Genomic DNA, 6279 nt, shown 5'->3' with positions numbered 1-6279 from the left:
TCCTGCGCTGCGTGGACCGGCCCGTCTACGACACACAGATGGCCGACCAACTCGACACCGCCGTCGAACAGAACGGCAAGGGCGACCTCGCCGCACTGCTGGCCGGCGGCGACACCTGGACGGTCGTGGGCTGACCGGGCGGACCACGACGGACGAGCCCCCGGCCGCGCCCTGCGCACGCGGCCGGGGGCCGGCGGGAGAACGGGCCGCTACTGTGCGGACCGCAAGGCGTCGAATCGCGTGAATCCCGTGAAGCGGGCCGCGAACGAGGGCGACACCTCGTCGTCGAGCGACTTCCGCACACCCGCCGCCACATCGGCGTCGGGCTCCCCGAACACCTCGAAGCGCTCCACCCGGCAGTGCTTCATCACTTCCTGGATGTACGGCTCGGACATCTTCCAGTGCGCACGGACGGAAGCCGAGTCCCGGTACATCTGGAAGCTGTGCGCGAGCAGCTTCCGCTCGTCGATGAACACCTCCACCATGACCTGGGGACCGTGCTCTTCCACGAACCGCACGGCCTTCTCCACGGCCTCCCGGTAAGGGGCGAGATGCCCTTCGGTGATGCGCATGGTGTTGCGGAAGAGGAGAATTCCGCTGTCCGGTGCGTTCACGTCGTCCACGCCTTCAGCCTCCACGGCGACCGTTGTTCGGGCCACGACATTCCATCACGTTCCCCGTCAGGTACCCCAAGACGCGCCCATGCCTCCGGGCGGGCCGATTCAGCGCCTCTGGGCGGCGCGCTTCAGGCGCAGGGCCGAGAGGAGGAAGAAGATGCCGCCCGGGACGGCATAGCCGACGGCACTGGTCAGCGCGGGGTCGTCGGCACCGGCCGAGGCGATGAACGACCCTCCGGCCAGCACCGAGATGCCACCGCTGAGGATCATCGGCCACTGGCCGCCCAGCTTGCGGCGGGGGACGGCCACGATGAGCTGGACCAGACCGGCCACGACCGCCCAGGCACCCCACACGCGCAGCACGGCCGGGATACCCGACGCACAGGCGACGCCCAGGCCGATCGCCGTGACGAGGCTGACCGCGACGTTCACGTACAGCGGCGCGGGCGATCCCGTACTGCGCGAGACCTTCGCGTCGTAGACGGCCGCACCCACGTCGAACAGCGGGTACAGCACCAGGAGCACGGCCCCGGCCGGGGTGATCTCCTCGGCCATCGTGAACATCACCAGGGCCCAGACGATGGCGAACGCGAACCGGACGAAGTAGAGCCGCCGCAGGGCGGAGGCCGTCTCAGCGGTGCCGGACGGAGCAGCGATGACGCTCACGATGATCCCTTTCAGAGAGAGAAAGAACGTTCTGTTGCACACACTGACAAGGGCGCCGACCCGCTGTCAAGACCGAACGTTCTACTTCATTGCCTGGCGGGCCGGTGCTCACGGAGCCGGGTCGGCGGGCCGATGAGCCCGATCGTTCTCTCTTCCCCTTCGATAACCTGGACGCATGAGCCAGAGGACCAGAGAAGCCGGCAAGTCGGAAGCGCGCGAGCGGCTGCTCAACACAGCGACCCGGATCTTCTACGCCGAGGGGATCCACTCCGTGGGCATCGACCGGATCGTGGCGGAGGCGCAGGTCACCCGCGCCACGATGTACCGCCACTTCACGGGCAAGGAAGACCTCGTCCTCGCCTACCTCAAGCAGGCCGACCAGGACCTCCGGGCGCAGGTCGAGGCGGCCCAGGCGGCCGAGGAGTCGGGGGCCGGCAAGGTCCGTGCCGTGTGCCGGGCCATCACCGCGGGGATCCGCTCCCCGGGCTTCCGCGGCTGCGCCTTCCTCAACGCGGCAGCCGAGTACCCCGACCCGGAGCACCCGGTGCACCAGGCGGTCCTGGCTCACCGGCAGTGGTTCCAGCAGACGGTCACGGAGTTGCTGGCCCAGACCGGTTCCGCACCCGCCGGACCGGCCGGCCGGCACCTCGTCATGCTGCGGGACGGTGCCATGGCCTCCGGCTGCCTCTCCGACCCCGAACTGGTCTGCGAGACGTTCCTCCAGGGCGTCGAAGGCATCCTCCAGGCCCGCGCCGCCTGACGGCCGCGTTGCCCTGCCGCCCAACCGAACTGCTGCGCGTGCTCAGGCGCCGGGGTCGGACAGGTCCGCCCGGACCGTCTTGCCGCTGGGCGGGTAGGGCACGCAGTCCCAGTGGTCGGCGAGGGCGGCCACGAGGGACAGACCGCGGCCGGTCGTGCTGAGCGGGTCGGCTTCCGCGCCCGAGGAAAGCGGGCGCAGGTCCCCGCGGGCGTCGCTGACTTCGACGCGGAGGCGGCCGGCGGCCGGGTCGAGGGCGAGCGTGAGCAGGAAGCAGCGGCCCGGTACGCGCCCGTGCAGGACGGCGTTGGCGGCCAGCTCCGCTACGACGAGTTCGGCACGCTCCGTGAGGCCCTGCGAGACGTCCCAGGAACGCAGTTCGGTCACCGCGAGGAGCCGCGCGAGCCGGGCGCCGCGCCGTGTGGACGGAAGCATCTGGGTGAAGGTGCCCACAGGGGCGCCGACGTGAGGTGTTGCCTGGTTCATGGCGTCAGCGTGGCGGGAGGCGACAGGCGGGGGCGATACCCGCACCCCGTACGCTCAGTGAGCGTACGGAGCCGTCGCGAGCGTCCTGCTACGCGCAGGGGCACGGCAGTTCGGGGGCCGCGCGGTTCGGGGAGCACGTCACCACGGCGAGCGCGAGGTACGAGGGGCGTTCGAGGTAGTGACCGTACGACACGTCGCCGCCCGCGTGCAGCCGTTCGGCGGCGGCGTCCACCAGTTGGGCCAGGCGCGCGGTGTCCCGGTCGTGCTCCGCGGCGAACCGGGGAGCGTACTCGGCCAGCCGTTCACCCAGCCAGGCAGCCGCCTCCTTCGCCTCCTCCCAGGTGCCCCGCACCAGCGAGCGGGGCTTGACGAGCCAGTACGACGTCTCCAGGGGCGGGAGGTCCGACGTGCGGAACTCCGCGGCCACCAGGCGGTAGCGCTCGGTCAGTTCCGGTCTGCCCCCGGCCGGGGGCGGGTCGGGGTGCGGGGGCCGCCGCAGGGCCTCGTCGTCGAAGCGTGCCTTCGGGCCGGTCCAGAGGTAGGCGTGGTGGTGCACGTGCTGCTCCCGGAGGGCGGAGCGTCGGCCGGACGCGGGGAGGAGCCCGGTCCGGCCGACGACAGGGGAGGGATGGGGAGGATCAGGCGCCGAGGCCGAAGCGGGCCGGGTCGATACCGGCGGCGTCCAGCTCCTCCGTGGTGAACCGCAGCGGCGCCGCGTCCGGCCGCTTGCTGTCGCCCAGCGCCCAGGCGTCCTCGCCGATCCGCGCGAGGGTCACGCACCCCTCGGTGCAGGGGCCGCCGCACGCCTTCGTGAACGAGGCCGCGCTGATGTCGAGCGCGTACAGGTGGGTTCCGTTCCGCATGACTGCACCTTCCAGCTCGTCTGACGCGGCCGGGTCCGGCCGCCGCCGCCCGTGGCGGGCGGGAGTGCACGGAGCGGACGTGCCGTCTGGGCGTTTCCGCAGGTGAGCGAGGGAAACGGACGGCCTGTCCCGGATCTCCGTGACCTCAGAGTGGCGGTCGGACCGGGGCGGGGACGAGTGTGGCACCCCGTACGCTGAGTCAGCGTACGGACACGAAGAGTGGACGGTACGTCCGATGATCCGTCAGGCTGGGGGTGGACGCGGGCGGCGGGAGAGACAGCCGTCGCGGTGCGGTGCGCAGCGAGGAAAGGGGCGGCGGATGGATGTGGTCGGGGTCGAGGGGGAGGTGGCGGATGGGAGCGCCGGCGATGAGCGGGCGGCACCGGCGGGGGAGTGTGAGCGGGAGCCGCATCCGTCGGACAGCCTGCGGACGTTCGGGGCCGTCGTCCAGGCGCTGCGTGAGCACGCGGGGCTGAGCCGGGCCGACCTCGGTGCGAGGGTCCAGTACTCGAAGCACACGGTCGAGTCGGTGGAGTTGGGGCGCCGGATGCCGGACGAGGCGTTCGTGGAGCGCGCGGAGGAGGCGCTCGGCAACACGGGTGCGCTGCGGAAGGCCGCGCGGCATCTGACGCGGGGGGAGGCGGGGCTGGCGGCGTGGTTCCGGCGCTGGGCTCGGTTGGAGCGGGAGGCGGTGAGCCTGTGCACGTATGAGTGCCGGTTGGTTCCGGGGTTGTTGCAGTCGGAGGCGTATGCGCGGGCGGTGTTCGACAACAGCATCCCGTTGCTGACCGACGAGCAGACGGAGGCGCAGGTGTCGGCCCGAATGGAACGGCAGGCGATGATGCGGGAGCGGCCGACCGTGCCGTTCGGCTTCATCGTGGAGGAGGCGGTGCTCCGGCGCGGGCTGGGTGGGGCGCAGGTTCAAGCGAGCATGCTGGACCACATGCTGGAGCTGACCGCGCAGCGCAACGTGACGCTGCAAGTAGTGCCGGTGGAGTTGGAGTTCCACGGGTGCCTGGACGGACCTGTGCGAATCCTGGAGACCTCGGAGGGGCGGCGGCTCGGCTACTCCGAAGGGCAGCGGAACGGACGGTTGATCTCCGACGCGAAAGAGATGAGTCTGCTCTGCCGACGCTATGACACACTGCGCTCGCAGGCCCTCAACCCCAAGGAATCCCGGGACCTGCTGGAGCGACTGCGAGGAGAGTTATGAGCAGCGGTACGTCGGGACTCGCCTGGTTCAAGTCCAGCTACAGCGGCACCCAGGGAGACGACTGCGTGGAAGTCGCCGTCACCGAGCAGGCCGTCCACGTACGCGACACCAAGGACGTGACTCGCCCGTCCTTCGCCGTCGGCCGCGAAGGCTGGGGACAATTCGTACGGTTCGCGTCGGAGCGCTGAACGAACTTGAGGGCGTGCCGTCCGCTGGAGGTGCGGACGGCACGCCCTCTCGTGCCCGGGCCGACGCGTTCAGCGCATCCAGGCGCTGTATTCCATGACGTCGCCGGCCCGCACGCCGTACTCCGGGTCGGCCGCCGTGAAGGTGGTCTCCAGGCCGAGGACGGCTCCGGTCACCGGGTCCATGATCAGCATGCGGCGGGTGCCGGACCGCTCGTACACGTAAGCCTGCCCGGTCCGGCCGAGGCGGTCCGTCACCTCGCCCACGGGCCGCAGCTCCCCGGTGTCCGCCAGCAGCCGGGCCAGCGCCGCGGACTCGCGGGCGCCGAGGGTCCAGTGGTCCAGCAACTCCCGCACGGCATTCAGCAGCGCGGTGGTGGAGAGCGTTGTCGTCACGTACTCGATCTCCGCCAGATAGGCGCGCAGCCGTCCCGCGTCGTGCGGCGGGGGCGCCTCGGGCGGAGCGTCGCTCCAGCTCGGTGGAGAGGACTCCCGGCTGATGACATGGCCGTCGTCGACGGGACGCGGGACGCCGCCCTCGTCGGTGAGGACCGGCCGGCCCGGACGGCGCGGGTCGGTCGCCACCACCAGTTCGGTGTGCGAGCCGTCCGCGGTCCAGCGCACGATGCGTTCCTGGGGGAGCGTGATGGGCGGCCGGTCGTCGGACAGGTTCAGACTCCAGGACTGCACATGAGTGCCCTTGCGCAGGGCGGGCGCGCCGTCCGCCGCGGTCCGCGCGGCCCGGTCGGCGAGCCGGTCGAGCGAGACCGCGACAGAGCCGGCCTGGACGGCGAGCGGGCGGGGCGCCGCGACCGCGGGCGGCGTACTCGGGCCGCTCAGCAGCAACGCCAGCGCGGTCACGGCGACGACGACCGAGGCGGCCAGTCCCCACAGCGCGGGCCGCGGCCGCCGCCCACCGCCGAGCGGGCCGGCAGCCCGGGCGGCGGGCGGGGCGGTGAGCAGTCGGTCGAGGTGTTGTTCGGCGCGGTGGTCCAGGGGGGCGTCACCGAAACGGGGGCCGTCGGGCGGCACCGGGTTGGCGAGGCGCAGGAGGTCCAGTTCGTCAGCCATGGCAGTGTCGTTCCTTCGGGACGGTCGCGTCGGCGGCGGCAGCCGGTCGCATGCGGTCTATCTCGGCGCGCAGCCGGCGGCGGGCCCGGTGCAGCCGCATCGCCGCGGCCCGGCTGCCGCAGCCGAGCGCGGCGGCGACCTCGTCGACGCCCAGTTCCTCCCAGGCCGTCAGGCGCAGCACCTCCTGGTCGCCCGGGGAGAGCCGGGTCAGTGCCTCGTGCACCCAGGCGCCGGGCGCCGGGCATCGGCGGCGACATGTGGATCATGGGTCTGGCCTTCTCCGGCTTCGGCACGATCCTCGGCTCGGTCAACTTCATCACCACCATCATCTGCATGCGCGCGCCCGGCATGACGATGTTCCGGATGCCGATCTTCACCTGGAACGTGCTGCTGACCGGTGTGCTGGTGCTGCTGGCCTTCC

At 71.8% G+C, this 6279-nt stretch carries 9 protein-coding genes and 3 pseudogenes; 5 read left to right on the top strand and 7 right to left on the bottom strand.

The genetic code is table 11. The annotated features are described in order from the left end of the window. Positions 1–134: pseudogene (locus IE316_RS35095) on the top strand (2-oxoacid:ferredoxin oxidoreductase subunit beta); the annotation flags it as partial. Positions 135–209: 75 nt separating this feature from the next. On the opposite strand, the gene IE316_RS35090 reads toward IE316_RS35095, so the two are convergent. Together IE316_RS35090 and IE316_RS35085 are read right to left on the bottom strand one after the other, a co-directional pair. Continuing rightward, a complete protein-coding gene (locus IE316_RS35090) occupies positions 210–623 on the bottom strand; it encodes a hypothetical protein (RefSeq protein ID WP_229910712.1) in 414 nt (137 codons plus the stop codon). A gap of 99 nt (positions 624–722) precedes the next feature. Beyond that, on the bottom strand, positions 723–1283 hold the full coding sequence (locus IE316_RS35085) for a hypothetical protein (protein ID WP_190208625.1): 561 nt from the start codon (positions 1281–1283) through the stop codon (positions 723–725). A gap of 175 nt (positions 1284–1458) precedes the next feature. On the opposite strand from IE316_RS35085, the gene IE316_RS35080 reads away from it, so the two are divergent. Next, on the top strand, positions 1459–2043 hold the full coding sequence (locus tag IE316_RS35080) for a TetR/AcrR family transcriptional regulator (RefSeq protein WP_190208624.1): 585 nt from the start codon (positions 1459–1461) through the stop codon (positions 2041–2043). 42 nt (positions 2044–2085) lie between these two features. On the opposite strand, the gene IE316_RS35075 is transcribed toward IE316_RS35080, so the two are convergent. The 3 genes from IE316_RS35075 to IE316_RS35065 all read right to left on the bottom strand — a co-directional run bounded on the left by IE316_RS35075 (position 2086) and on the right by IE316_RS35065 (position 3389). Then, positions 2086–2475: an ATP-binding protein gene (locus IE316_RS35075; RefSeq protein WP_229910711.1), complete on the bottom strand. Its 390-nt coding sequence runs from the start codon at positions 2473–2475 to the stop codon at positions 2086–2088. Between the two features lie 139 nt (positions 2476–2614). Further along, complete coding sequence (locus tag IE316_RS35070) at positions 2615–3082, bottom strand: hypothetical protein (protein ID WP_190208622.1); 468 nt, start codon at positions 3080–3082, stop codon at positions 2615–2617. A gap of 82 nt (positions 3083–3164) precedes the next feature. Then, on the bottom strand, positions 3165–3389 hold the full coding sequence (locus tag IE316_RS35065) for a DUF397 domain-containing protein (RefSeq protein WP_190208621.1): 225 nt from the start codon (positions 3387–3389) through the stop codon (positions 3165–3167). Between the two features lie 319 nt (positions 3390–3708). On the opposite strand from IE316_RS35065, the gene IE316_RS35060 reads away from it, so the two are divergent. Then, positions 3709–4602, top strand: a complete 894-nt coding sequence (locus tag IE316_RS35060) for a helix-turn-helix domain-containing protein (RefSeq protein WP_190208620.1) — start codon at positions 3709–3711, stop codon at positions 4600–4602. After that, the gene (locus IE316_RS35055; RefSeq protein ID WP_190208619.1) at positions 4599–4790 is read left to right on the top strand and encodes a DUF397 domain-containing protein; all 192 of its coding nucleotides are present in this window, start codon (positions 4599–4601) and stop codon (positions 4788–4790) included. Before IE316_RS35060 ends, IE316_RS35055 begins: the two co-directional genes overlap by 4 nt. A 69-nt stretch (positions 4791–4859) precedes the next feature. Here the strand turns inward: IE316_RS35055 and IE316_RS35050 are convergent, their stop codons facing one another. Beyond that, positions 4860–5858 carry a CU044_5270 family protein gene (locus IE316_RS35050; RefSeq protein WP_190208618.1) on the bottom strand — a complete coding sequence of 333 codons (999 nt, stop codon included), beginning with the start codon at positions 5856–5858 and terminating at the stop codon, positions 4860–4862. Further along, a pseudogene (locus IE316_RS35045) lies at positions 5851–6096 on the bottom strand (sigma factor-like helix-turn-helix DNA-binding protein); the annotation flags it as partial. The gene IE316_RS35050 and the pseudogene IE316_RS35045, both read right to left, overlap by 8 nt. Here IE316_RS35045 and IE316_RS36350 point away from each other — a divergent pair. Beyond that, positions 6024–6279: pseudogene (locus IE316_RS36350) on the top strand (cbb3-type cytochrome c oxidase subunit I); the annotation flags it as partial. The pseudogenes IE316_RS35045 and IE316_RS36350 overlap by 73 nt on opposite strands.

This window comes from Streptomyces fumanus (assembly GCF_014655295.1).
Lineage (GTDB): Bacteria > Actinomycetota > Actinomycetes > Streptomycetales > Streptomycetaceae > Streptomyces > Streptomyces fumanus.
Note: the sequence above shows the minus strand (reverse complement) of the source record. Positions and strands in the feature narration are given on the sequence as shown.

Excerpts from the sequence above, each read along its gene's own strand:
- IE316_RS35060 (WP_190208620.1), top strand. The coding sequence starts at position 3,709 with ATGGATGTGGTCGGGGTCGAGGGGGAGGTGGCGGATGGGAGCGCCGGC.
- IE316_RS35065 (WP_190208621.1), bottom strand. The coding sequence starts at position 3,389 with ATGCGGAACGGAACCCACCTGTACGCGCTCGACATCAGCGCGGCCTCG.
- IE316_RS35080 (WP_190208624.1), top strand. The coding sequence starts at position 1,459 with ATGAGCCAGAGGACCAGAGAAGCCGGCAAGTCGGAAGCGCGCGAGCGG.
- IE316_RS35075 (WP_229910711.1), bottom strand. The coding sequence starts at position 2,475 with ATGCTTCCGTCCACACGGCGCGGCGCCCGGCTCGCGCGGCTCCTCGCG.
- IE316_RS35050 (WP_190208618.1), bottom strand. The coding sequence starts at position 5,858 with ATGGCTGACGAACTGGACCTCCTGCGCCTCGCCAACCCGGTGCCGCCC.
- IE316_RS35055 (WP_190208619.1), top strand. The coding sequence starts at position 4,599 with ATGAGCAGCGGTACGTCGGGACTCGCCTGGTTCAAGTCCAGCTACAGC.